General features: G+C 59.2%; 16 protein-coding genes. 7 read left to right on the forward strand and 9 right to left on the reverse strand.

What is annotated here, in order from left to right:
* Positions 1-20: 20 nt before the first annotated feature.
* The 3 genes from ACSQ3L_RS12765 to ACSQ3L_RS12775 all read left to right on the forward strand — a co-directional run bounded on the left by ACSQ3L_RS12765 (position 21) and on the right by ACSQ3L_RS12775 (position 2,498).
* Positions 21-1,181 carry a PqqD family peptide modification chaperone gene (locus ACSQ3L_RS12765; protein ID WP_436160271.1) on the forward strand — a complete coding sequence of 387 codons (1,161 nt, stop codon included), beginning with the start codon at positions 21-23 and terminating at the stop codon, positions 1,179-1,181.
* A complete protein-coding gene (locus ACSQ3L_RS12770; protein ID WP_436160272.1) occupies positions 1,178-2,173 on the forward strand; it encodes a nucleotidyltransferase family protein in 996 nt (331 codons plus the stop codon). Before ACSQ3L_RS12765 ends, ACSQ3L_RS12770 begins: the two co-directional genes overlap by 4 nt.
* An 82-nt stretch (positions 2,174-2,255) precedes the next feature.
* Positions 2,256-2,498 carry a hypothetical protein gene (locus ACSQ3L_RS12775; protein WP_436160273.1) on the forward strand — a complete coding sequence of 81 codons (243 nt, stop codon included), beginning with the start codon at positions 2,256-2,258 and terminating at the stop codon, positions 2,496-2,498.
* 235 nt (positions 2,499-2,733) lie between these two features.
* Here the strand turns inward: ACSQ3L_RS12775 and ACSQ3L_RS12780 are convergent, their stop codons facing one another.
* The 9 genes from ACSQ3L_RS12780 to ACSQ3L_RS12820 all read right to left on the reverse strand — a co-directional run bounded on the left by ACSQ3L_RS12780 (position 2,734) and on the right by ACSQ3L_RS12820 (position 17,324).
* Positions 2,734-6,192: a hypothetical protein gene (locus tag ACSQ3L_RS12780; RefSeq protein ID WP_436160274.1), complete on the reverse strand. Its 3,459-nt coding sequence runs from the start codon at positions 6,190-6,192 to the stop codon at positions 2,734-2,736.
* Positions 6,193-6,333: 141 nt separating this feature from the next.
* Entirely contained in the window at positions 6,334-7,836 is a 1,503-nt protein-coding gene (locus ACSQ3L_RS12785) for a lipopolysaccharide biosynthesis protein (protein WP_436160275.1), read from the reverse strand.
* 183 nt (positions 7,837-8,019) lie between these two features.
* Positions 8,020-8,898, reverse strand: coding sequence for a sulfotransferase family protein (locus ACSQ3L_RS12790; RefSeq protein WP_436160276.1), 879 nt, complete (start codon positions 8,896-8,898; stop codon positions 8,020-8,022).
* Positions 8,899-9,143: 245 nt separating this feature from the next.
* The gene (locus ACSQ3L_RS12795; protein ID WP_436160277.1) at positions 9,144-10,502 is read right to left on the reverse strand and encodes a polysaccharide biosynthesis/export family protein; all 1,359 of its coding nucleotides are present in this window, start codon (positions 10,500-10,502) and stop codon (positions 9,144-9,146) included.
* Between the two features lie 133 nt (positions 10,503-10,635).
* A complete protein-coding gene (locus ACSQ3L_RS12800; RefSeq protein ID WP_436160278.1) occupies positions 10,636-11,856 on the reverse strand; it encodes a glycosyltransferase in 1,221 nt (406 codons plus the stop codon).
* A gap of 73 nt (positions 11,857-11,929) precedes the next feature.
* Positions 11,930-12,373: a GFA family protein gene (locus ACSQ3L_RS12805; RefSeq protein ID WP_436160279.1), complete on the reverse strand. Its 444-nt coding sequence runs from the start codon at positions 12,371-12,373 to the stop codon at positions 11,930-11,932.
* A 264-nt stretch (positions 12,374-12,637) separates the two neighbouring features.
* Entirely contained in the window at positions 12,638-14,464 is a 1,827-nt protein-coding gene (locus ACSQ3L_RS12810; protein ID WP_436160280.1) for a hypothetical protein, read from the reverse strand.
* Between the two features lie 184 nt (positions 14,465-14,648).
* Positions 14,649-15,212, reverse strand: coding sequence for a transcription termination/antitermination protein NusG (gene nusG / locus ACSQ3L_RS12815; protein WP_436160281.1), 564 nt, complete (start codon positions 15,210-15,212; stop codon positions 14,649-14,651).
* Between the two features lie 15 nt (positions 15,213-15,227).
* Entirely contained in the window at positions 15,228-17,324 is a 2,097-nt protein-coding gene (locus ACSQ3L_RS12820; RefSeq protein WP_436160282.1) for a GumC family protein, read from the reverse strand.
* Positions 17,325-17,742: 418 nt separating this feature from the next.
* On the opposite strand from ACSQ3L_RS12820, the gene ACSQ3L_RS12825 reads away from it, so the two are divergent.
* From ACSQ3L_RS12825 to ACSQ3L_RS12840, 4 genes are all read left to right on the forward strand, one after another.
* Positions 17,743-18,321, forward strand: a complete 579-nt coding sequence (locus ACSQ3L_RS12825; protein WP_436160283.1) for a hypothetical protein — start codon at positions 17,743-17,745, stop codon at positions 18,319-18,321.
* A 428-nt stretch (positions 18,322-18,749) separates the two neighbouring features.
* Positions 18,750-19,457, forward strand: coding sequence for a Crp/Fnr family transcriptional regulator (locus ACSQ3L_RS12830; protein ID WP_436160284.1), 708 nt, complete (start codon positions 18,750-18,752; stop codon positions 19,455-19,457).
* 1,394 nt (positions 19,458-20,851) lie between these two features.
* Positions 20,852-22,621 (forward strand): type I secretion system permease/ATPase, encoded by a 1,770-nt coding sequence (locus ACSQ3L_RS12835; RefSeq protein WP_436160285.1) that lies wholly within the window; start codon positions 20,852-20,854, stop codon positions 22,619-22,621.
* Entirely contained in the window at positions 22,608-23,954 is a 1,347-nt protein-coding gene (locus ACSQ3L_RS12840) for an HlyD family type I secretion periplasmic adaptor subunit (RefSeq protein WP_436160286.1), read from the forward strand. The genes ACSQ3L_RS12835 and ACSQ3L_RS12840 overlap by 14 nt, the downstream gene beginning before the upstream one ends.
* Positions 23,955-24,051 lie beyond the last annotated feature (97 nt).

The raw sequence follows: 24,051 nt of genomic DNA on the forward strand, positions 1-24,051 counted from the left end.
CAGCTTGGACCATCACCGTGATGAACCAGCACGAGGCGATTGACAGAAGCGTGGCGTCAGGCCCCGCCGATCACAGTCCTGGGACGTTTGTGATCCAGGGGCGGTTGGCACGCGTCGGGGGACAAAACCTGCTGTTCAGCCCACCCCAGCAGGCCATTTTCGCCGTCAACGATACTGCTGCCGACATCTGGCGCTCTTTGGAAGAAGGCATGCCACCGCAAGCCATCTCGGCCGAGATAGCGCGTAGTGGCGTTGATAGACTTGAGGCAAACAGGCATGTCGAGGCTGCGCTCGGGGATTGGCAGCGGCTGAACCTGATACGGCCCTGCGCGCCTTTGTCTGCTTCGTCAGCTCAGAAGACCGTGAGCCAGGTGGTCTCCGTTGCGGGCCTCAACATACGCATCGTCTATCCGGCAGCCTGCGCCTTTCCCGCGATCACCGTGTTTCAGCACCTTGAGGTCAAAAGAGAGACTGCCGACGTTCTGCTCGAGGTGGTCGGACATGGGGGGCGGGTCCATCTGTTGCGGGATGGCGAGTGGATTTTGTCCTGCTCGCTCGACGAACTACCCGTCATGCTGAAGGGGCAATTGCTGACCGAGGTTCTGGATCACGGCGCCTATGAACTTGCTCTCCATGCGGCAGCGCTTTTCAGAAACGAACACATCGTCCTTCTTTGTGGCAATCCAGGCGCCGGCAAGACAACGCTGACCTTGGCATTGGTCCATGCAGGATTCGGCTTTGCCGCAGATGATGTGACGCTGCTGGACTCTACGGGGCACGGCGTTGGCCTTCCGTTTGCCCCGGCAGTCAAGGCGGGAGCATGGCCGCTGCTGGCCGAATACTGCCCCGACCTCGGTGCCGTTCCAGTCTGTCGCCGCCCAGATCGCAAGCGTGTACGGTTTGCCGTGCCCAAGGCGTTCGTGCCCTTGCCTCCCGCTCCCCTACCTATCGGCTGTGTGGTCCTGCTCCGTCGAGATCGTGACTCAAAAGCTAGCCTGGAGCCGATCGACCCGGCCAGCGCATTGCGCGGCCTTCTCAACGGCGCGCTTGCACCAAGTGGAGAGCTGAGTGGGACCGCGTTCGACGTCCTGGTCCAACTCATCGGATCGGCGCAAACCTATTGCCTGGCCTATTCGAGGCTTGATGATGCGGTACAACTGATCGCGGAAGCGTGCCGATGATCGGCAGGGGCGTTGCGCTTGAGGCGTTGGTCGCCGGGCTGCGCGGCAGTCCGACCGACCGGACCAATTGGCGGGCCGTGATTGCTCTGGCCAATCACACCCTGCTCACACCCGATTTGTTCTCGTCGCTCGCGCGCGCCGGACAGACCCACCATCTTCCGCAGGACGTGCGCGAGTACCTTCAGTTCGTTCACGACTGCAATCGGGAACGGAACCTGCGCTTGCGTATCCAACTGCATGAAGCCGTTGCGGCCCTCAACAGCCGTGACGTCGTTCCGTTCCTGCTCAAGGGGGCCGTTCCCCTGTTCCTTTCGCCGGCCGGCCGGGTTCCCAGCAGGATGACGAGTGACCTCGATCTAGCCGTGGAACCGCCCGAAGAGGCGATCGCCCGAGCCTGTCTCGAAGAGCTTGGCTACGTCGATGTGGCGGGCGCTCGAGGCATGGCCCGCCAGCAGGACGCCGGCATGCTGGAGCTCCGGACGAGCCGGGCGAACGGCTTTGAACCCCCCAAGCTCGTTCAGCGAGACGGCCTTCGGGTAAAAATTCCGTCTGCTCAGTCTCGCGCCCTGCACTGGATGGTGCACGACCTTCTCAAGGAGGGAGATTATTGGCGCGGAAGGATAGACCTCAGACACCTTCATGATCTGGCACGATTGGCGGAAAGCGATGACGTGGACTGGACGGCACTGAAGGCATCCATGTCGGATCGAAAAGCCCGCAATGCGCTCGACACCCAGCTGCTGGCCCTGCACCATTTCTTTGGAACCAGAATCCCGGCAAAATCTGGACAAAGCCGGATGGTCCGTTTCCAGCACTGGAGGCGCATCTTCACGGCGACCCACCCCATCATCGGCGCCCCGCTGCGCCTGGCCGGCAATTTGGTGTGGGGGACATGGCGGTTTTCACGTGCCTACGGTTTGGCGCGACGTGGACCGTCCGACCTCTTGCATCGCATCGCCCGCACGCTTTTCAAGTCTCGCACGAAAATCTAAGCCTTTTGGAGAACTAGTGCCCCGTATCAGCAAGCCTAAGGTGAAAGCTGTGAATTTGAGAAAGTTTGTGAAGGGGTCTGACATGTCAACTGGAAGCACAAAACGCTCGGAACGGACGCCGGAAACCCTGGTCTCGGAGGCTCAAGCGCGCCGTGAATTTCTCAAGAAGGCGGGGCGTTTTGCGGCGGTTACGCCGCCGGCTGTGACGCTCTTGCTCGGCACAAGCTTGAACTCCAGGGCGATTGCCAAATCGGGTGGCTCACGCCCGGGCAATGGCTGGGGAGACAAGAACCACATTCACTCCGGTCCTCCCGGCCAGGCGTAAGCTTTTGGAGCATCGTGGTCGCTGAAAACAGCGTCTTGAGGACATAGGGCTCCAGCCTTTTCATTTGGAAGCCCGGACCGGTCGCGGCACGCCAGAGTGCCGCGACCGGTCCGGGCTTCTCTTTGCCGGCTCGGACCAGCCTCACATTGCATTGGCATCATCCCGAACTGCAGTCAGCGCGGCTTTCGGCCGGCGTGACGCTGGCCGAGGGATTGAACCATCGCGCCGTGCCGGTTCAGACGAGCCAATCATTAAAATGGAATTCATAGATTTTGCCGTCGTTCTCGGTTGGATTCGAGTCATTGTCCACGCCCCGATCGACGATATAGAGGCTCATATGGTGGCTCGGATCGTCGCTGCTGGGTGCCAGCGCCAATCCGGCCGGTTTTTTCGCGTTGGCCGAGGAGATATCGAGCGTGCCCAACAGATCCCCTGTCGTTGTAACCATTGCCACTGAGTTGCGCGACTGAATGATATAAAGGAGATCGTTGACCGGATCATACGCGATGCTTTCATCAGACGGGGTTCCCAGCGCATGAGCAGAAAAACTCGTCACGATGTCATCGCCGCCCGTACTCGCGACGCCGTCGAATTTGCCGTTCTGACCCGGTGCGACGGTGTAGATCGTCTGTGTTGAGCCATCCGCGACATACAGGACCCCACGTTTGGTATCATAGGCAACGCTTTCCGGATCCGTGCTGCCGAATGCCGACGTCTTGAACGAGGTCACGATGTCGTCGGACGTATTGTAAAGTCCATCATTGCCGGGGTTCAGTTCGTACACGCTCTTCGTGCCGGTATCGTCCGCGAAGAAGAGATGGTGGTTAGCAGGATTATAAGCGATCCCGGCGGGCTCGTCGGAGAAATTGACGGTTGTGAGTGTTCCCACCAGATTGCCGCTCAGAGTCGTTTGGTAGAGATTCTTGCCGGTAAAAATAGACATCTCCTCCACTTCGCTGTCGGCAACAAGCAGCGTGCCCAAGTGGGAGATATAGACGATATCAGTGGGGTCGGGGCTCGGCGGCGACCACAGCGAAGTCGGGATAGTATGTGCCAGGGTCACCGACGTCGGCAGCTGCTGGGCCATGACGTTGACGCTGAAGGCATGGGTATCGATGCTGCCATCGGACGAGGTGGCCGTGACGGTGAGGGAAACCGACGGCTCGGACTGGGCGTTGAGCGTGCCGGTACTCGAGCGCGTGATGACACCCGTGCTGGAATTGATGGCGAAGCGCGAGTCGCCGATGCTGTAGGTGACGGTCGAGCCGGCATCGGGATCCGTCGCTGAGGCGGTGATCCCGATCGCCGTGCCGGCGGCGGCGTTCTGGGCAATCTGGTTGCCGGCGGGGTTGGCATCCGGCGATGTGTTGAAGGCGACCGGCTCAGCGCTGTTGAGGACGGCGAGGCTGAAGGCCCGGTTGGCGCTGCTTCCGTCGGACGAGGTTGCCGTCACTGTCAGATTGATCGACGGCTGGGTCTCAAAGTCGAGCGTGCCGGTGGCTGAGCGCGTGATGACGCCGCTGCTGGAATTGATGGCGAAGCGAGAGTCATTGATGCTGTAGGTGACGGTCGAGCCGGCATCGGGATCCGTGGCCGAGGCGGTGATCCCGGTGGGTGCACCTGCCGCGGCAAGTTCGGCGATCTGGTTGGCGGCGGGGTTGGCATCCGGCGAGGCGTTGAAGGCGACCGGCTCAGGGCTGTTGAGGACGGCGAGGCTGAAGGCCCGGTTGGCGGTGCTTCCGTCGGACGAGGTTGCCGTCACTGTCAGATTGATCGACGGCTGGGTCTCAAAGTCGAGCGCGCCGGTGGCCGAGCGAGTGATGACGCCGCTACTGGAATTGATGGCGAAGCGCGAGTCATCGATGCTGTAGGTGACGGTCGAGCCGGCATCGGGATCCGTGGCCGAGGCGGTGATCCCGGTGGGTGCACCTGCCGCGGCAAGTTCGGCGATCTGGTTGGCGGCGGGGTTGGCGTCGGGAGGTGCGTTGAAGGCCACCGGCAGCTGGTTGGCCGTGACGTCGACGTTGAAGGCATGGGTATCGATGCTGCCATCGGAGGAGGTGGCCGTGACGGTGAGGGCGATCGACGGCTCCGACGTCGCGTTGAGCGTGCCGGTACCCGAGCGCGTGATGACACCGGTGCTGGCATTGATGGCGAAGCGAGAGTCGTCGATGCTGTAGGTGACGGTCGAGCCGGCGTCGGGATCCGTCGCTGAGGCGGTGATCCCGATCGCCGTGCCGGCGGCGGCGTTCTGGCCAATCTGGTTGGCGGCGGGGTTGGCGTCCGGCGAGGAATTGAAGGCGACCGGCTCAGGGCTGTTGAGGACGGCGAGGGTGAAGGCCTGGTTGGCGGTGCTTCCGTCGGACGAGGTTGCCGTCACTGTCAGATTGATCGACGACTGGGTCTCAAAGTCGAGCGTGCCGGTGGCTGAGCGCGTGATGACGCCGCTGCTGGCGTCGATGGCGAAGCGTGAATCGTTGAGACTATAGGTGACGGTCGAGCCGGCATCGGGATCCGTGGCCGAGGCGGTGATCCCGGTGGGTACACCTGCCGCGGCAAGCTCGGCGATCTGGTTGGCGGCGGCGTCGGCGTCGGGCGGTGCGCTGAAGGCGACCGGATTGCCGGGCGGACCGGGCAGGGTATACTCGATGTGCAGCAGCGGCGCGCTGGCCGGGTTGTACTCGTATGAGTCGGCCGTGCGCGTGCCGGTGCCGGTGACCATAAATGCCATGTCGTTGAGCGCCGCCCAGCCCGAGCGGTTTACGATCTCCTGCACGATCGCCGACAGGTCCGGCGAGCGCTCGGCCAAGCCGTGGGCGCCTACCGTGGTCCACGGGTCCGGCGTCCAGGCGGCGGACGCGTCCGTCGTCGCACGTGAGGACACGTTGAAGCTGACGCTGGTGAAGGCGCTCGCGTCGTCGGTGTCTTCCCCCTTGATCAGCAGCGAGGTCGCCCCGGTCTTCACCTCATTGGCCTGGAACTGGATGTAGGCGCTGGTGATGATGGCGCCCTGCGGTATGTCGATGCCGGTGAAGCGGACACCGACTGTCTGGCGGGTGCTGCTGTCATAGCCCAGCTCCAGGTCGTTGGTGTTGCTTGAGATCGAGCCCGAGCCCTTCTCCTCAACATCGTCGCCAGCGGCCGCCACCCTTGTCTCGAAGATCGGGTCGATCGCAGTAGAACTGGCGGCGAGGAGGCTGCTGGTGGTGACCGCGGCGCGCGTCGAGACCGTGCCGATGTCAGCAACTGCCTCAGGGATAGTGGTGGTGGAGGTCAGAAAGCTGTCGGCGTGACCCTTTTCCACATTGTGCCACAACCCAGAGGCCTTCACCGCAAGTGTGTCGAGAAACGTGCTGTCCAGATGAATGCCAAGTCTGGCTGCCGCCTCGGTGACGCCAGCCAATTTCAATCCGCCCTCGCTCTCCCATGTCGGCGTGATCCCATGCGCGGAGACGAGATCGAGCTGGTTTGCGGCGGGATCAAAGCTGGCGGTGTGACTGCCCTTGCCGGTTTCGGCAGCAAGCCCATCGCCAAGTTCGGAGAGTTCGCGAGGAATCTCGTTGCCGCTCGCTGCCTCGCTCGGCTGGGTCCAATTGTCAATGTTCAGCCAGTCGCCTTCGATCCAGGCGTCGATGCCGAACTCCGTCATCAAGAGTTTCGCGTCACCCCAGGGAAGCTCAGGCAGTTTAGCCATGTTGGATTTCCTTTTCGCATTTCTCTCGATTAAACCCGGAATCGCGACGTGCCCGACAGGGCGTCAGGTCCGACACCCAGATCGAGCATGGCGACGGCAGCGCAGCGCACGAAAGCCGCGGCCCAAATGTTCTGTCGTTGATCAGTCGGTTGCCTTCTTCATCCTGGGCCAGCCGGGTGCCACCGAGGCGAGCAGGCGCAGCAGTGATAGCCCGTCCCGCCCAAGGAACATTGACGGCAGGATCCAACACAGCAGCAAGCCGCCGGCAGATGCCAGCAATGCCGTATCGATGAGCAGGGGAAGAGGAGATAGATGGAACTCGCGCAGCCATTCCACGAGTGCCCAGACGCCGGTTCCGACAACGCCCGCGAGCGCGAGCCCGGGCAGATGCGCCACAAGGAAGTCCCCCCATGTCATCCGGGTCACGCGGAGGCTCAACTGTGCCATGAGCAAGAAGTTGATCCCGAAGGCCGCGCCGACGCCGAACGCCACCCCTTCTATGCCCCAGCGTTGCCCTATGAGGGAGCCGGCGAAGACGCCGATGGTGAAAACCGCCTGGCGCCAGGCGCGAGCGTAGACCGTCCCTGTTGCGCGCGAGACGGAATCGCTAAGCTTGTAGCTCGTGCGGAACAGCATGCTGAACGCTAGAATCTGGAGCGGGGCGACTACCCCTATCCATCCCTGCCCGAGAATGACCGCAACCAACTCCGGTGCGACGATCGCCACGACCACACTGGCCGGCAGGACAAGCAGAGCGCAGCCCGCGACTGCGCTGCGATAGGCACGAGCAAGCCGCGCGGGCTGCTCCTGGACTAGCGCCATGGTCGGGAACAGCACCCGATCGAGAACCTGACCGACGATGACCGCGGGCGTCGTCATCAGTTGTGACGACAGGCCGTACAGTCCAAGCGCATCGGCGCCGAGCCAGCGGCCCACGACAAGCCTGTCTGCTTGGGTGGCGAGGTAATTGCATACCCGGGCAATGGTGAAACCGCTTCCGAAATAGAGCAGTTCGGTGATGGCGCGCCGCTCCAGCAAAGGCCGCATCGGATGCGGCTGGCCAGCGAGCAGCACGACCATGCGGATGAATTGCTGGATCAGGAGTGCGCCGACAAGGGCCCAGATGCCGAAGCCGAGCCAAGCCAGGACCGGACCGGCAACGACGTAGCCCGTCGCGAAGGCGCAGGCATCGACGAGTGCCAGCCAGCGGAATCGCAGCGCGCGCTGAGCCGCGGCCAATGCCACCATGGAAGCCCCTTGGAAAAGAAACACGAGGCAGATGGCACGAACGACCGGAGCCAGATCGGCGAGTCGAAGCAAGCCGGCAATTGCCGGTGCCATCGCCCAGACCAACGCGGACACAACGAGGCCGAGGAGGCACGACAAGGTGAACCCGACCCGAAGATGCCGCTCTTCCAGCACAGGTCGCTGGACGATCGCGGGGGTAATGCCAAGCCCCTGGAAGATCGCCGAAAACTTGATGACGATCAGCGCTGCGGAGTAAAGGCCGAACTCATTGGGCGAGAGAAGCCGGGCCAGGATGAGAAGAGCGACAAGCTCCGCGACCGCGAGGGCGCCCATGGACAGGGACGTCCAGAACATGCCCACCACACTTTGTTTTGCCAGCCCACGTTTTTTGCTCACGCTTCTCTCCAATCTCGGCCGACCCAAACAGGCGGCAATTGCGTCTTCCTGGGTTCGCCGAGCGACACGACTAGCGACTAGATTGGGTGATGCTCGGCGACGCGCCCGCGGCCGCACGACGTCACGATCGCATTGGCCACGAAGGGCCTCGGCTGTGGTGCGGCCCGTCCTAGCGCGCCGTACCTACTGAAGAAGCGAGGGAATTTCGTAGCGATAGAACTCCATCTCATCCCGGACCTCCGGTATGATCGCGGTTAGATCCTTCCGTTCGAGGCGGAGCCATTTCTGCTGGCGGCCGGGATCGATCATCTCCTTGGCCTGGCGAGCGATATCGTCGGTGCAGTTCAGCCCGCAATGCTCATAGACGCGGCGCAAGACCAATTCGGGATCCTGTATCAAATCCTCATAGCGAAAGGACAGCACGCGGCCGTTGCCCAGCCTGGCGAGATCTTCTCGAGCCTTTCGATTGCCGCGTGCCCACTGGCGCGCGATCACCGTCAATTTTTCATTCTCCTTCAAATCCCGATCTATTCCGTTGTAGCGCGGTCCATAGATCGATGTGTATTTTCGCCCCAACAGCCTTTTTGTGACTATCTGTTTTATAATATCTTTTACATAGTAATGGATCTGCGTCACGGGAGTGATTTTCAAGAGGCGTATTAGACCTTTGAAAGACTTTGCTCGCTGCCACTTAAGCTCCATCGAGCTTATGTATGAAAACGGATTCCTCGTAATATAGAGAAATATGGCGTCCGGAAAAATCTCGTGGACAAACGGCACGCGCAAGACGTTGGCAGGCGTGTTTTCCATGATTTGTCGGTCGCCGTGCCGCGACTGGTATTCAAGGAAACGGCCACGAATGTAACGGGCGACCCTTTCGGTGGCATCGGTTTCGCCAAATTCGTCATGGCGCCGCGCCGGGTCGGCATATAGCCACAATGTTTTTGGCTCGTACCAGGTAACGATGTCGGGGTGCAGCCCGATCAATTTTTGCGCAATTGTAGTGCCTGACCGATAGTTGCCGATCAGAAAAATCGGAGGTTTCAGCTGTGTTGCTGTCATGACAAGTCTCCGTCGCTAAAGGTGAGCCAGAACTGCACCGGTCCGCACGACAAGCTGCGCCGCGCAGCTATTGGTCCCTGAATGCACGCATCATCTGGAGGGCTTTGCGCCGGCGTTCACGAAGGCACTTGGCAACCCGCCCCTTCGCCTCGCCTTGCGGGCGGCTACCATGGGCAGCAAGCCCGGCGCTGCGATCGCTAGCCCTGAAGCAAAGCCTTGCCCGAGGAAGCGGGCACGTGTTCGTGCTATTGGCCGATAATGCTTGGCTGGAGGGCGGGGCCTTCCGCATTTGGGGCCACTGAAGTGTCTGGTGCGTAGAACCCCTTGTTGGCCACAAGCGAAACCTCGATGACGTCGCCAGCTCTGACTTCCGTGTTTTCATCGGCGACGATGTCGTGGGCGACTCTCTGGTCTCGCCTGAAAATCGAAATCTTCACAGAGCCTTGCAGGTCGTCGAAGGTCCTCTGTTCGCCATATGTGAAGATAAAGAGAAGCTTGTCGGCAACATACCTTATTTGACTTTGAATTTTTCCCAGCTCGACCTGCGTATCCTGCGTTTGCGAGATCAAGTCCATTTCATAACTCTGCTTCTTTTTTCTCAGCTCGCTCTCCGAGTTCAGCATCGCCTGCTGCGCCTGCTCCTGCTGCAGTTCGGTCTGCGCAAGTTCGGCGCGATAGCTCGTATGGGCTCTTTCCGCCGTCATGACATTCGAGTTGGTTATCAGACCTTTTTCCCGCAGCGACCGGGCGGACTGCAGTTCCTCGAGTTGAATGTTCGCAGTCTTTTCGCGTTCCTTTCGCGTGGCAACGACCATATCTGCTTCCTTCCTGGCCCGATCCACCGAGATTTCGAGGAAGGAAATGTCATCCCGATACGCGGCAAGCCGGGCGTCCAGTTGCGCTTGTTCGGACGCTATGATGTCGGCAATCAAGTGTCCGCCAAACTCGACCGGTGGATCCGCCGGAGCAACGAAGGATTTGTCCTGCCGGCTTTCCGCCTGAAGCCGGGCGAGCCGAACCTTCAGACGATATTCTTCGATCGCCAGACCTGCGCGTGCGCTGCGCAGATCAGCTATTTGCAGGGCCGGCTCCGTGTTTCCCACGACGGTAGCCCGAAAGCCGCCAGCTATGGTGAGTGCATGGCGAACCGTAATTCCAGGTTGAAACGGGTACGATCCGGGATGGGCCACCGTTCCGGAAATAAAGAATGGCCGGTACTGACCGATCTCCACTTTCACGAAGGGCTCAAGGATGAGCTTCTGCTGCTGAAATGCACGCTGAATGGCCTGCGAAAGGGCAACGGCGGTGAGGCCGCGCGCCTGAACATCACCCAACATAGGAAGTGATATCGAGCCCCGATCATCGACCACGACTTCCAGCGGATAGGATTCCTCGCCAATCACGGATACCCGTAGGACGTCACCGGTGTCGAATACATATCCATCCGCACGGGATGCATCTGTGGTGAGCAGAACAAAGGCAATGGCGAGGCCACAAATCATTGCGAGCATGGGGCCGGCCACAGGTTCAAATCCGGGAAAAAGCCGTCGGCCCCAATCCTTCATTCGCAAAGGCTTGGAAGGAAATTGCTGGTCAGCACGCATTGTTGTACTCCCGTTGTCTTGCTTGCCGTCAGGACCAATCGACATTCGTCGGCTGGAACGTGACAGCAGGGTATTCGTTGGGTTCGAGAAGTAAGCCTTGGAAATCCGCTCTCGGTCGAAGGAGCAAAAGGAATCAGAATCCGTGCAGTCCCAAGGTTTGCTTGGCGAGGCCATCGCGAATTCGAACGTCGTTTGGCCTTGCGGCTGAAAGGGCCGATTCAAGAGCGGACTGATAAATCAGCTCGACCCTATCGCACATGGCATCCAGCCCCCAGGACGAAAGATCGGTGAGTTTCGCGCCGTCAGCCAGTCGAGCGCGGTAGTGCTCGTTTTGGAGAAGGTCAGCGACCGCCCCCGCTGCGGCGCCCACGTCTTCTGCAGGCGTCACGATTCCATTCACGCCATGCTTGACGACCTCTTCCACTCCCGGCAAGTGCGAAACCACACTGGCTCGACCACCCGCCAGATATTGCATGATGACCCGAGGCAGTCCCTCTCGCATCGACGTCAGCACACACACATCAGCAAGGCTGATCAGCCGTTCAGGCTGACAATGGTAGCCGATCAGGCGGATGTTGTTTGCGAAAGGGGATCGTTCAATCGCCGACTCAACAGCGGATCGCGCTGGTCCTTCACCGGCCAGGAGCAGTCGCACGTCAGGAATTCGGTCGACGACTTGCCCAAACGCTTCAATGAACTCGACATGGCGTTTTCTCGGTTCCAGCGCAGCCAACATCAGGACCACTGGTGGCTTTGGCTCGCGGGCAGCCGTCCCCAGGAGCAGATGCGATTCTTGCGGCCATTGCGCGTTGGCGAAGCGGGTCAGATCGAAGCCGGAGTGGACGACGTGGTGCTGATCGGGGTTGCCCAAATGGTTGGCGATGCAAATGTCGCGCATGGCCTGGCTGACATCGATGAATGCGCGTGTGGACTTCGCGGCCAGGCGTTCGGCACCCAGAAATATCAGCCTCTGCGCGGTTCCCACATGCACGAAAGGCAGAATGTGCACGCCATGGATGATGCACGGGATATTGGCTTCCTTGGCGGCGAGGCGGCCGAGTATGCCGGCTTTGCTTTGATGTGTGTGCACGATGTCAGGCCGCCAATCGCGCATAAGGCCAGTGAGGTGCCCGAATGCAGAGATGTCATGGGATGGCGAAAGCGAGTTGATGAGTTTTTCAAGGGTCACAACCCGAACGGCTTCGGCAGCGGAGGCCCGTAAATTCGAGTCATACTCCTTGCCGTGAACCAAAAGCACTTCGTGGCCGTGCCGGGCCTGAGCGAGACAGCAGGCCAATGTGTTCTCTTCGGAGCCTGCCCGAAGCAGTCGGGTAAGCACATGAACGATCTTCATCAGCTTATACCTCAAGGGACAGGAAATCCGGGGGCGGCGCATCCGGGTGGAAGATCGAGTGCAAAATCAAATTTCACGCGGCCGCATCGACGCCCGACAGCGACCTCGGCGCTGGCACTTCTGCGCTGTTCGCCGCTGGCCGGTCGCGCTCGAACTGTTCGGTGCCGGGCAAGGCATGCAGCCAGGTTTCGCGTCTTGAGGTCCACAATTCATATTCGGGTACGAGATCGGTCGGCACGACGTCGAGGCTGCCGATCATCACCTCAGCCTCGTTGTCGTCGACGAAGGCGACGCGGCCGCCGCAGGTCCGGCAGAAGCTGCGCGTGCCATAGGAGCTGACGAGGCCCGTCTTCTCGAAGGCCTCGCGCGGCCAGATGGCAAAGGCCGAATAGGCCGAGCCGCCGGCCTTGCGGCAATCCTTACAATGGCAAAGACCAATGCGGAGCGGCGGACCGCGGACCGAGAACTGCACGCCGCCGCACAGGCAACTGCCGGTCCTGCGTATGGTGTCGGACATGATGACCTCCCTCAATGCATGGCGCTGCTGGCTGGGTGGGACAGGTGCTCGTTCGAGACAGAGCCGCATCGGCTCTTCCGAGACTGAGCCCATCCCGATTCCGAGATGAAGCAGGCTCTAGCCGCGCGCGCCATCGAGCGCGAGCGTTCGGCGGCTTTTCCCGAGCATGGCCGGGATCACCTATCGCCTTCACGATGGCGGAAGGCCGCACGTCAGGGTCTGTTTGAGGTGGATCCTTGGCCCATAAGCCGCCCGCTCTGCCTCTTACAGGGTCAGCCAGATATGCCTGAACAGTTCCCGGCCGACCGCCTCTATGCCAGCGCTCGCGTCAATGGTTCGGATGTTCTTGTCCTTGGCTCGCAGCTCCGCCATCAGCGATAACCGCGCATCGAAGGCTTCTTTCCGGATTTCTCCCGGCTTTCGCTGCTCGGAGACGGCAAAATCTGAAACGAGGTGCAAAGTGAGGTGTGGCCGGCATTCCGCCATCTTCTGATAGAGCCTCTGCTCGAGCCGGGCGAGAGCTGACAAGCCTGGGACGGAAAACAGGTGCGGTGGGATGGTTGGTCCGTCCAGATATCCTCTGCGCAGCGCTTGGGGCCACCTGTCACAAATGACGATCAGGCCGCGGGTCGCCCATCGATGTGCACGTTTCACGACAGCGTATCGCTCAAACGCGATCAAAACTGCCCACAATGCCAACGCGACGGCAGCAACTCCACCCTTCGACCAATTTCGGCTAGTGGAATTGTTGCCACCTTGCTGGGCCAAGGACTTAAGGCGGCGTCTATGGGGAAAAACCAGAGTCTGCAACGCCTTGCGAAGCCACCACCCATTGCCGTCTCCGATTCCGACATATGCTTGCGCACACCCGAATTTCCATCGAAATATCTGTGTTAGCCGATCAACCTGAGTGCTCTTTCCCATGCCATCAGGACCTATGAGCGCCACTACAAAGCCACCAGCCGCAGGCCGTCTCTTTGGTGGAAATCTGCCGGGCATCAATCGCTGAAGGGATCTCAATGCGAGATACGAGGTCTTGCGGGCCAGATGAACGCCAGCGTCTGCTACTCCGTAACGTCCCGTGAAGCCGCACATTTCCCGAATTGAACGCCGAAGCCTGGCAAGATCTCCGCGGTGGGCGACCAAACCGTCGGCGCTTTGCAGAAACCTGCAGCTCGCCGTCCTCTCGCCGCCAAGTGAGTATTCCACGATATGCAAGCCTTGCTCGCCTGACGGAAATGGCAGGCGTGCAAATTGGTCCTTCCAACCATCCCCGATGGTGATCCATTGTCTCCAAGGCAGTGCCCAGGCCCGAAAGGCGAAGCGAGCAATTGCTATCCGAATCTCGTCTTCGGGAGAGACGACTGGGATCGATACGCCGTCCACGCAAATCGACTCCCATCGTGTAATCGCCGCATGATCGAATACCGGATATCGCTTGCGAAACTCCCAGCCGACCCGGACCCCGATATGCATGTCGAGATGGAGATAGCGGCCATGCGAAAAGTCAGGCAGGAACCAGTCCTCTCGGCCGGCGCAGACATTGTCGTAGCAGGACAGGCTCACGCCGCGACAGCCATGCAGCTTGCTCACGATCGAACAGAAGGCTGGGTAGTCGTGTTTGTCTAGAAGGACATCCAGATCGTCCCGGCCAGCAAGGCCGTATTGCAGGGATGCGAGATCCTGAATTATTCCGTACTTCAGACCGCCCTCATTGAATGCTCGAAACAATTCTGTGGCGATCGGCAGGGACGGCACCGTTTCGAGGGGCAGGAAGGGGGCGCTTCCGTCGGTTTTTGTAAGACCTGCATCTGCTTTGCTGCCTGACGGGCTTGCGCCAATCACTCTGGCTGGCGATGGAGCATTCGCCCTCGGCGTCAACGCTTCGGCCAGCATGCTTGCCTTGGCCTCTGGAGACCAGCGACGATATTGTTGCGGCTGCAGGCCATCCCGAGGCGCTCCAGGGTCCGCGGGACGGTGGCTTCCGGGTTTGGATTTGCGTGAAGGTTGCAAGAGGTTTCCCCAGTTGATCGCGTCGAGGATCAATCGCTGATCGTCGCCGGAAAGTCGTCGAATTGGCACCACATCCATCTATTGGCGGCTGGCTTCGGTGGGACGCAGCATCCAATGTTCTCAATGGCGACTGCAGGCTCGGATGTCGGCTTTGCAAGCTGCCGCATTGAGGGTGAATTGGGTGCCAATTCATCCCTCCTTGCCCGATCTCGGCATCTTCCGCGCAAAAAAAATTGTTAGGCGAAAAATTAACGCATAAACTTCAAGAAATTGCTGAAAGTTTATCCCGGTCGATCATAATTGGAATCGACCGGTTCATAATATCAAGGAGAATTCTGACTGCTCCAGTACTTCCGACATGATCAAGAATGCCAAGCTGGTCCGAAAACGGTCCGTCTATGATCCTAACTCTTTGACCTGGCCTCAATAGAATGTCCGGGTGCAAAATACCGTCGTCATCGGTTGCTGAGATCAAAGACTCAATCACACCATATGGCGCAGGTATCGGCATTCCTTTGCTCATCACGAGCTTTCGGACGCCGACGGTCGAGTTGATTGGGTACCAACTCTGCTGATGAACAGCCAACGAGACGAACAGATAGCAGTCGAAATACGCACTGGAGACGGTTCTGACAATGCGAGCGTGGCGAACGGTTCGTCTTCGCTTGGGCAGATAGGTTCGGAAGTTTTGCGACAACAGGTGCCGCTCCGCCAGGCTCTCGGAATGTTGGTGCGTCTGGACCACGCACCAACGCGCGGAATCCCCGTCGTGAATTTTTCCTACCGGCTCTTGAGGGCGATTATGAGATAAATCAGCGTGCTGCATGGCGAAATATTTTCTCTAGTTGAGATAGTAACTGTCCGAAACACTACTTTCCAAGGACGTGTAGCGGCCATATTTCGGCAGCTTTGGTTCGTCCACCATTGTCAAGGCGATGCCGGCAATCTTGGACCGGCCGCCAAGATGGCGAATTCCTTCGGCAACGGCCTCGCGCGAGGTTTCACGCCACTTCACGACAAAGAGGACTTTGTCGACATACCTCGCCAGGATCGAGGCATCGGCCGCAGGTCCAACAGGAGGTGCGTCAATGATCACCGTGTCGAATCTCCCGCGAAGCTCGTCGAGGACCGAGCGCATTCGCGCGGAAGCAAGAAGGGCAGGCGGGTTCCGGGTCCTTGCGCCGGCAGGGAGGATGGAAATCCCCGAGCGTTCGTCCCGATGAATTGCGTTTGCAGCCCTCATAGGCAAAGTCAGAACATCGACCAACCCGACCTTATCCGCCATGCCGAAGAAGGCCGTGGCAGCAGAAAGCCGCAAGTCCGCATCGACGACCAGAACCCGTTCGCCGTCGGCGGCGGCGGAGCAAGCCAGGCTTAATACCAAGGTTGTCTTTCCTTCGCCGGGCATCGCCGATGTCACCAGCATGAGGCGGGGGGACCGGACCAGTTCCGGTGTCGCATCGATGCCCAGGCGAAGCCGCCGCACGGCTTCGCTATACCTGGATAATGGTCTGCGCTCGAGATAGGCCACAGGCTGGGCTTGGGACTGGGCGTCTCTCGACCAGCCCGGCATGCGTGGCATGGACGCAAGAACCGGAACCGCCAACTCGTCCTCTATTTGCTTCTTTGCCATGAAGCCGGAAGCGAAAAGTTCACGAAGAACGGCGCCCGCGCCCCCGACGAAGAGGCCGAGGACAAGTCCCAGGGCTGCAAAAAGAGGCCTGTTCGGGAAGCTCGGCGAATCCGGAACACCCGCGTCGGTGATCACACGCACGCCGCTGTTGAGGAGGGTGGACTTCTCCTCGGTGAGCTTGGCGCGTGACAGGAATGTCTCAAAGAGTTCCTTGTTCGCGGCGGCAATCCTCTCCAGATCGCGCAACTGGACGCCAACCTGACCTTCGATTTCGGACCGGTTGGATACTGAATCCAAGGCTCGAGCCAGAGAAGCTTCCCGGGCCTCTGCGGCATCGACTTCATTCTTCAGATTGCCGATGAGACGCTGTACTTCGGCGGCAATCTGTCCCTCGATGTCGCGGCGCTCTGCCTGAGCCGTCATGACATCCGGATGCCGATCGCCATATTTCAATTTGAGGTCGGCTTCCCGTCGTGTCACTCCAGAGAGCTGAGCCCGAAGTGCGCTGATCACCACGGATTGCAGTACGTCCGGTATCGACTGGATGTCGCCTCCGCTAGTCTGCAATTTGTCAACTTGTTGAAATTGTGCCCGTTTCTCCGACAGTTCGGCGCGCGCGTTAATCAACGCGATATTCAATTCGGATAGCTGCTGGTCAGTCAAACTGCCTGCTGGCGTCGCCAACAAATTGTGATCGATCCGAAACTTCTGGACGGCTTGTTCCGAAACGCTCAGTTCCGCTCGCAGAGATGCGGCCCGCTCACTGAGCCAAGTGGACGCTTTCCTGGCCCCTTCGTAGCGAGACCTTACGCGATCAGCGAGATAGGCCTGGGATATTGCGTTCGCCAGGGAGGCCGCTTTCCCCGGGTCGTAAGCGGTCACTGAAATCTCAATAACATCCGCCATCCCGACACGCGAAACTCCGAGCGCGCCTTGCAGCCATCCTAATGCCCCCAACCCGATCTTGGGATCCTTCGTCAGCTTTTCGCTGTCGACGACCTTCTGAAGGAGCGATGCGGATCTCAGAACCGCAATCTGACTTTCGATGAATGTCGAATTGTCGGCAAAATCAGAATTGGAATAATCCTGTGGGGTCATATAGTCGACCGGGGAATCGAGTAAGATTTGTGCAACCCCTGTATACGATGGCGGAAGCACATAGGCGGCAACCACAAATATACCGAAGGTGACCGCTGCAATGCTGCACACAAGCTTCCATCGGCGGAGGAAGAAATCAAGGATCTCCCTGACGTCCAGCGGTAGCAACTCCCGGGTTATGATCGGATTGTCAGTTAGACTTGCCATTTCCGAATCCTTGCGATCGGCGGCACAACTCCGCCCCTCCAGCGTCGGCTGAATTTGCTTCACATCAAAATAATTCGGGCAACCGTCTGTTTAAGCGCAATGAAAACACGTGACAGGGTTAGCCCCCGCCATTCGGCATGTCCAAATCGCTCCCGCCCGACGACCGGTAGCGTCGCCGGCCAGTCCGAAACATAACAGCTTCGCGGACATCGTCGCCATTACCATTATTGAGTAGTAAATCGGCTAAAGGTCGATCTGGTCTACCCGCCAAGCCTTTCAGACCTTAGGACATTCGCCGGGACATCTGTCGCTCTTCCGGGAGGTCTAAACGCTACCACCGACCACGATCAGGCGCGCAGGAGAACCTACGCTCCCAGGCGCCGAGCAAGCGGCCGGCCTCGTCCAGCCTGAGGTTGATATGGATACTTACAGTGATGTTGTTCCGGGGCTTGTAGATTGGGCGGTCAGCAGACCGTTGTCCATTCTGATGCTGTCTGCAACCTGGCCGTTGATGCTTCTTCTGAATAAGGGCCGGTTGCTGGTCTACGGGACCCTTGCCTTTTTTATTGGAGCCGGGGCCTTGATTGTATTCGGCATCGAAAGCCCCGCAGGAGCAGCCGTTGTCGTTTTGGCCTACAGTTTGCTGGTTTCAGTTGCCTTGCTTTCCACCCGGAAGCGACTTGCCCAAATCGAAAACCGCCTTGCATCGGTCATATCGGCACTCGACGACCTGGAGGTGGCCGAAGAAAGATGGCAGACTTACAACGCCAAACGTGCCCTGCGACGCCGGAAGTCGGCAGCCAAGCCAATGGAGCAAATCGTTTCGACCGGCGCAACGGAGGGTCTCGAAAGAGATACCCAGGTGATCGCCGGCCCGCCTTGGCAAGAATTGCAGCCTCCCGATCCGCGAGTGGGATTGGCTATTCCGGCTTCAGCTCGACCCGCGGTACCCGACGGACTTTCAGAAAAGCGTCAAACAGGGCTGCTATCAAGTTGAGCGGTTCTGTTTCGCGAGGGCGTTAGCCGACTGAAGCGACCGCAAAGTAGCGGTGACGTTCGCTGGGCGCAGCCTGGAAAAGATGTTCGAAAGCGGGCGATCCGGTGGCTGCCGGAAGTCCCAGGGCAAGTAGCTGAGGCCATTCCGGTAGCTAGATTCTAGGAGCCGGCTTCGATCGAGATGGTCGACTTTCATCCCAATGGTTCACACGCTCGCTGCGAGCGGGACGAAAGCGCGCGATCCCCCCTGTAAGTCGTTTGTGCCAGGCGCCATGACGGATCCGCCCAAAAGTGGTAAGGCTGTACCCAACAGTGGTAGGCTGCGACGCCATTCGGCTGAAAGGACAGAGGGAACTTTTTGTCCATTTGATGGTTTGCAGCTTCAGGTTGATCGAAGGGGCGATCATGGGGTGGGGCTATTAGGACAAAATGGACTTATCAAAACAGGCTTTTGGATTGGCGAGGGGACCTACGCTTGCTGACGCGAGTTGGGAAAAAGGATTCTCTGTACTGCCGGGAGCTGTGCGCCGCCTTTATCCAGCGAACACGACGATTGCACGCCAGCATCAGGCCAGATCCCTTATCCTGGTAGTGACTGCGGGATGGGCCGCATTCGTCAAGACATTGCCGAACGGCTCGCGTGTCATCGTCGATTTTGCGCTTCCTCGCGAAATTGCCTTGATTGAGTTCAGCGGAGAAGGGGGCGAGACGGTAACGGCTCTTTCCGATGTGACCGCGATCGAGTTGATCGGTCCTGTCCATACTTGTTTATCGCGCTATCCGCAGGCCATTTGCGAGACTATCCTGCTGGCTGAGGCAAGGCGGTACTCCAGGGTTGCGGAACATCTGGCCGGAGTCGGTAGAAGGGATCCAGTGGAACGCACGGCTCATTTTCTTCTTGAACTCGCCTGCCGCGCACATCGATCAGCAACGACCTATCCGGATCGCTTTGAATGTCCGCTGACGCAGGCCGAGCTGGCCGACGCGTTGGGGCTTTCGGCGGTGCATGTAAGTCGCGTGTTGAAGGATTTGCGAGAAAGCGGATTGGCTTCATTCCGCAATGGCGTGGTCGAATTGTATGACCATGCGGGACTTATCAAAACAGCCGGATTTGATCGGTCTTACATTTCGAATTGATGTCAAGCGTAATGCTGGTCTCCGCCCCGCAACCGGATCGATCCTCTGGGTGGTCAACACCATCCCCTCTCGATTGTTCAGGTCGGTAGCGCTCCGAGCCGTAAGCGCTAACCGGAGGGTGGAGGAAATGGCCGGTGCGGGTGGGTAACCCTCCGGGGGACGTGAGGACCGCACCGGCCACTACAGCGAGCTTGAGGTTACGCACTCGCACTTGTCAATTTACAGGCAGGTCAGCGACCGCGCAATTAATCCTATCGGTGATGCCCGCTGATATCGGGATTGTCCGACCGCCATCCGCCTTGGCGAGCTTTCTTTTCGATAACAAATTTTGTCATGTCCAGTCGGTCTTCCAATCCGGTGAGATGGTCCGCGCCGATCGGGAGGCGCGGGCGACCGATCAATCCACGCTCCCTGATCAGCGGTAGCAACTGCTGAAGAATCCCTCACCAAGGAACGCCGCTCCTCGCCCGAGAAGCCTCGGCATTCTAGTTCTTTTGCGTTGTGAGCTCATCCAAGTAGTGGAATGGACTGAATGCCATATGAGGTCGTAGCGTTCCTTTTTGCGCAGGCTGGGGAGCCGTATGATACCATTACAAATCAAAGAGTTGTTGGAAATTGACGCGTACCGGCGAACCATCAGGACACTCGATCACGCCTATGACGTCGACCTGGCAAATGCTTGCACGCCTATGGAGCGGGAAAAGGCGGAGTACCGACATTATTGGGAGACGTTCCTATACTATGAACAGATTGGCGAGATAAAAACGCGGCGACTGCTTCGGAAGGCGGATCGTCTCAACATTCCGATTGGCTGCGCGGGCGACAACAGTCCAATGTGGAGGAAATCGTCCCAGCTTAACAGCTGGATCCTGACGCCACTTGGTTGCTCTGAAGTCCAAAATATGATCCGTCAAGGATGTAAAGACCGCCGAGAGCACGCCACCACCTGGGCTGGCGTGATCATCGGCCCACTCACCCGGCTAGTATCTGTTTGGCTGGTTGCACGCGGGCAGTAAGCTGTACAGGGGGCATGGCTTCCAAGTCTGGCGCGTCCAGCGTGAAGGCGCATGTCGCTGCCCGGTACGTGGCGCGCCTGTGGCCGAACCAAAGCTCGCCCAGACATCGTCAGCGATAAGGAGTTGGGATGGTACATGGTCGCTGAAATTCGAATATCCGAACGCCGGCTTGGAGCAATGCGCCCCAGAAGTAGCGCGAGCTCGGTCAGCCCGGCAAGGGAGGCGAAGGTATCGCGGGCGACTGCGGGAGCAGCTCCAGGAGGACGGTTGGGATCCTTCACCTTGGCTGTCAAAAGATACGCAACCGATAGCGTGACAACTCCGCATGATATATAAAACTTGTCTAATATGATCGCTTGTCCGAGGGGCAAGGTCGGGATGCCCAGTTATTCGAACAGAACGGTGCTATCGAGAAGCGTGGTCGAAATGGGCCTCTTCTCCGCGGTGATGAACACCCTGGTGTTAATTCTGCCCCTCTACATGCTGCAGGTATATGATCGGGTCTTGCCCGCGGCCAATCTGGACACGCTCACCTACCTGACCCTTCTTGCGCTTTCGTCGCTCTTGCTCTTCGGAGTGCTCGAAGTCGTTCGGGGGATATATGCGAGCCGGCTCGCCGCGCGGCTCGATGTTGCGTTTGGTGCATCGTCTTTTCTCGCCGCAATGAGCGGCCCCCGCGCTGGGCTCGGCGATGTCCAGGCCTTGCGCGACTTGGCCACCCTGCGGGGGTTCATCGCCTCACGAACCATCTTCTTTCTCTTCGACCTTCCTTTCGGGCCGATCTTCGTGGGCCTCCTCTATTTCATCCACCCGTTGCTCTTCCTGGTAACGGTCGTCGGCGCGGCTCTCATGGTGTCCATCGCCGTGCTGAATCAGGTCGCGAGTTCGCGGCCCGGCAAGGAGGCGGCGGAGAATCTCAATGCCTCAATGAATTCGGCGCAGGCTTTCGCGCGAAACTTCGAAACGGTCCGTGCACTCGGCATGGTGTCCAACGCGATAGAGTTCTGGGGTGCCCGTTTTTCCGGCTCGCTGCACGCCTCGGATGGGCTCGCTCGCATCAACGCATTTTATGGCGGTGTGTCCCGCACCACGCGGTCGGTTCTGCAAATCGCGATATTAGGCGTCGGTGCATATCTGGTTCTGCACAACGAGATGACCGCGGGGATGATCTTTGCGTCGTCGATGATATCCGCGCGCGCTTTGCAACCTCTTGATCAAATCGTTGGAAGCTGGCGGCAGATCACCGACGCCAATGTTGCATGGAAGAGGCTTTCGGCTTCCCGATCCGGACCGGACAAGCAGGAAAGCATAGCATTGCCCGCCCCTGAAGGAGCGTTGAGCGCGGATCAGATAGTCTATCATCTTCCTGGATCGGCCGACGGCGCGCTGCCGCTCATAAAGCGAGTGACCTTCGAGGTCCCCGCTGGAGAAACCGTCGCTATCGTCGGCCCAAGCCAGGCCGGAAAATCGACGCTGGCGCGGCTTATCGTCGGTGCCATTCAACCCCGTTCTGGCGCGATCCGCATCGATGGCGGCGATATTCGAAACTGGGATCCCGAGCAGCTCGGCCATCACATTGGCTACCTTCCGCAGGATGTCGAACTCTTCCCAGGAACAATCGCCCAGAACATTTCGCGCTTTGAGCCCGATGCAGCCGACGAAAAGTTAGTCCGGGCGGCCCAGCAGGCGCAGGTGCATGAGCTCATCCTGGGGCAGAGGAACGGATACTCGACTGTGATCGGCCCCGCTGGCGTTCGTCTCTCAGGCGGTGAGCGTCAACGTATTGGCCTTGCGCGCGCCTTTTACGGCGATCCCAAGATCCTGATGCTCGACGAGCCCAATGCAAATCTTGATTCTTACGGCGAAGCCGCGCTCGTGCGCGCGATCATCCAGGCGCGTTCACGAAAAACCACCGTGCTTGTCATCACCCACCGACCCTCCCTCGCAGCCAAATGCGATCGCATACTTATGCTGCGCAATGGCCAGGTCGAGATCTATGGTTCGACCAAGGCCGTGCTCGACAAACTTGCCGAGCGACAGGGGCAAGCCACATCGCCCGCAGCTTCCCAGTCACGTGACAACGAAGGAGTGGTGCCTTTCCCGTCACCTACACGCGTGGAGATAAAGGTCGCCAATGACGGTTCGTAGCCAAACCATCCAGACAGGCGCCAATACGTATCGCTGGCAACGTGACGTCGATACACGCACCGATCGGATCACGCTGGCGGGGTATGGAAGCGTGGCCGTTTTTTTGCTCGGCTTCGGATTCTGGGCAGCCACTGCACCGATTGCAGGAGCAACGATCGCGCCAGGGGTGGTAGCAGCAGCAGGGCAAAATGTCATGATCCAGCACCTCGAAGGAGGCGTGGTCAGCAGCATCAAGGTCCGAGAGGGCGACAGGGTCTCAAGAGGCCAGGCCCTGATTGTGCTCGATCCGACGGTAGCGCAGTCCCAACTCAACCGCGTTCTCAAGCAATGGGTTGCCCAAAAAGCTGACATTGCGCGGCTTGGGGCAGAGCGGGACGGCCTCGACAAAATTGTCTTGTCCAACGATCTTGGAGCCTATTCAGACGCTTCCGAATACAGCGATGTCTTCGGAGAGCAAAATAAGGAATTTCAGGCTCGGTTGGCGCGCTATGCCGCAGAACAGGGGATTCTGAAGCAAAGGGTAACGGCTCTCCAGGACGTGATTGTCGGGCTAAGGGCTCAAAAGAAGGCAGCGGAAAATCAAATTGCGATCGTCAACGGGGAGACGGAGCGAAAAAAAGACCTGCTGGAAAAAGGACTCACAAATCGTTCGGAATACACCGATCTTCTGCGCAGCACCGCCGAGTTGGTAGGCCAGGCAGGGTCTCTGGAAGCGCAGATCGCTAGCTCGGCGACGCAGACTGTGGAAGCGCGTCAGCAGATTGAACGACTTACGACCAGCCGGGTCGAGGATGCTGTTACTGAATTGAACAAGGCACGGGCGCAGGTCGCGGATCTCGAGGAACAAATCAACGCCGGTCGATCGGTCCTGGACCGGACGACCATCCGGGCGCCGGTGGACGGCATCATCGTTAGATCGCTCTACAATTCCCAAGGCAGCGTCATCCGTGCTGGGGAGGTGGTGATGGAGCTTCTGCCGACCACGAACGAGTTCATTGTCGAGGCCAGGATAAAGCCCGAAGATATCGACTCAATCCGGGTGGGGCAGGACGCAAATATGATGTTCACGGCGCTCAACGCGCGTACGACGCCGAAAGTACCCGGAAAGGTGTTCTACATTTCGGCGGACCGGCTGATCACACCCAGCACGGGACTGCCTTACTTCACCGTACGGCTTAAAATGGCCGACAGGTTGCCGCCGCAGATCAAGCCCGAGCAGATCTATCCAGGCATGCCGGTCGAAACATTCATCTCAACCGGCGAGCGAACGTTTCTGGCTTATCTGACCAAGCCCCTGGTGGATTCGTTCCAGCGCGCCTTCCGGGAGAGGTAGGCCCGCCTGCTTCCTGGATATCGCAAGTTTCAGATGTGAAGCGGGCGCCGGATCAATCCGGCGCCCGCTCACGTTGGAGCCCTGTTGCCTTCAACGT

Origin of the sequence: Mesorhizobium sp. LjRoot246 (assembly GCF_964254115.1) — a bacterium.
Classification (GTDB): domain Bacteria; phylum Pseudomonadota; class Alphaproteobacteria; order Rhizobiales; family Rhizobiaceae; genus Mesorhizobium.

Bases quoted from the DNA above. Each gene is read 5' to 3' on its own strand.
- ACSQ3L_RS12765 (WP_436160271.1), top strand. From the start codon at position 21: ATGAACCAGCACGAGGCGATTGACAGAAGCGTGGCGTCAGGCCCCGCC.
- ACSQ3L_RS12770 (WP_436160272.1), top strand. From the start codon at position 1,178: ATGATCGGCAGGGGCGTTGCGCTTGAGGCGTTGGTCGCCGGGCTGCGC.
- ACSQ3L_RS12775 (WP_436160273.1), top strand. From the start codon at position 2,256: ATGTCAACTGGAAGCACAAAACGCTCGGAACGGACGCCGGAAACCCTG.
- ACSQ3L_RS12780 (WP_436160274.1), bottom strand. From the start codon at position 6,192: ATGGCTAAACTGCCTGAGCTTCCCTGGGGTGACGCGAAACTCTTGATG.
- ACSQ3L_RS12790 (WP_436160276.1), bottom strand. From the start codon at position 8,898: ATGACAGCAACACAGCTGAAACCTCCGATTTTTCTGATCGGCAACTAT.
- ACSQ3L_RS12795 (WP_436160277.1), bottom strand. From the start codon at position 10,502: ATGCGTGCTGACCAGCAATTTCCTTCCAAGCCTTTGCGAATGAAGGAT.
- ACSQ3L_RS12800 (WP_436160278.1), bottom strand. From the start codon at position 11,856: ATGAAGATCGTTCATGTGCTTACCCGACTGCTTCGGGCAGGCTCCGAA.
- ACSQ3L_RS12805 (WP_436160279.1), bottom strand. From the start codon at position 12,373: ATGTCCGACACCATACGCAGGACCGGCAGTTGCCTGTGCGGCGGCGTG.
- ACSQ3L_RS12810 (WP_436160280.1), bottom strand. From the start codon at position 14,464: ATGGATGTGGTGCCAATTCGACGACTTTCCGGCGACGATCAGCGATTG.
- nusG (WP_436160281.1), bottom strand. From the start codon at position 15,212: ATGCAGCACGCTGATTTATCTCATAATCGCCCTCAAGAGCCGGTAGGA.
- ACSQ3L_RS12820 (WP_436160282.1), bottom strand. From the start codon at position 17,324: ATGGCAAGTCTAACTGACAATCCGATCATAACCCGGGAGTTGCTACCG.
- ACSQ3L_RS12825 (WP_436160283.1), top strand. From the start codon at position 17,743: ATGGATACTTACAGTGATGTTGTTCCGGGGCTTGTAGATTGGGCGGTC.
- ACSQ3L_RS12830 (WP_436160284.1), top strand. From the start codon at position 18,750: ATGGACTTATCAAAACAGGCTTTTGGATTGGCGAGGGGACCTACGCTT.
- ACSQ3L_RS12835 (WP_436160285.1), top strand. From the start codon at position 20,852: ATGCCCAGTTATTCGAACAGAACGGTGCTATCGAGAAGCGTGGTCGAA.
- ACSQ3L_RS12840 (WP_436160286.1), top strand. From the start codon at position 22,608: ATGACGGTTCGTAGCCAAACCATCCAGACAGGCGCCAATACGTATCGC.